We start from the raw sequence: 849 nt of genomic DNA, 5'->3' as shown, positions 1-849 counted from the left end.
ACATGTAAAAGTTCGTTTCCAAATTCTACTGATTTTTTGACCCACTGCTTTACAGAAGACGTTCCTAACATGAGCGTAATCACGTCTTCAATTGATGTATGTGCAGTTTCTTGTGTAGCTACATAGCGTCCGTCCTTTAAAACCGTTAAGCGGTCGCAAATATCAACCACTTCTTGAAGGCGATGTGAAATGTAAATAATGCCTACTCCGCTTTTCTTTAACTCTCTCATCACAGAAAACAATTGTTTCGTCTCTTCCACACTAAGAGGTGCGGTTGGTTCATCCAAAATTAAATAATCAACATTCTGTACAATTGCACGTGCAATAAGCACCTGCTGTTTTTCTGATAGAGTTAGGTCAACGACATTTTTTTTTACGGATAGAGAAGAGCCAAGTAAAGAAAGAGCTTCTTCCGCTTTCTTATAAATAGATTTCCAGTTTACAAATGTCTTACTTTTATTAGAAGCCTGTACGTCTAACACAATGTTTTCAGCCACTGACAGCGAAGGAATCAGCGCTACATCTACTTCTTGATGCACAATGGCGATGCCCTGGCGCTTAGCTTCTTTAGGAGAAGAAATGGAGATTTCTTCTCCGTCTTTGCAGATTTTTCCTTCGTACTCGTCGTAAGCYCCGCACAATATTTTCATCAGCGTACTTTTACCGGCACCATTGGCTCCCAATAAAGCATGGATTTCCCCTTTTCGAACAGTAAAATCAACTTTGTTCAGCGCTTGAAAAGAACCAAAGTTTTTTGTTATGTTCTTCATTGAAAGCTCGTTCGTCATATCTGTCCCTCCACTTCTATTCTTTTTTACCCCATTCTTCTACATACTGACTAAGCTGATC

At 39.5% G+C, this 849-nt stretch carries 1 protein-coding gene; it reads right to left on the bottom strand.

All coding sequences use genetic code 11. From position 1 onward, the window contains the following. A partial coding sequence (locus tag AC1DRF_RS30220; RefSeq protein ID WP_477742600.1) for an ATP-binding cassette domain-containing protein occupies nucleotides 1-788 on the bottom strand: 788 nt, incomplete at its 3' end. Nucleotides 789-849 lie beyond the last annotated feature (61 nt).

It is taken from the genome of Priestia sp. P5_B4 (assembly GCF_056400385.1).
The sequence above is the reverse complement of the archived record's forward strand: the minus strand, read 5'-3'. Positions and strand labels throughout refer to the sequence as shown.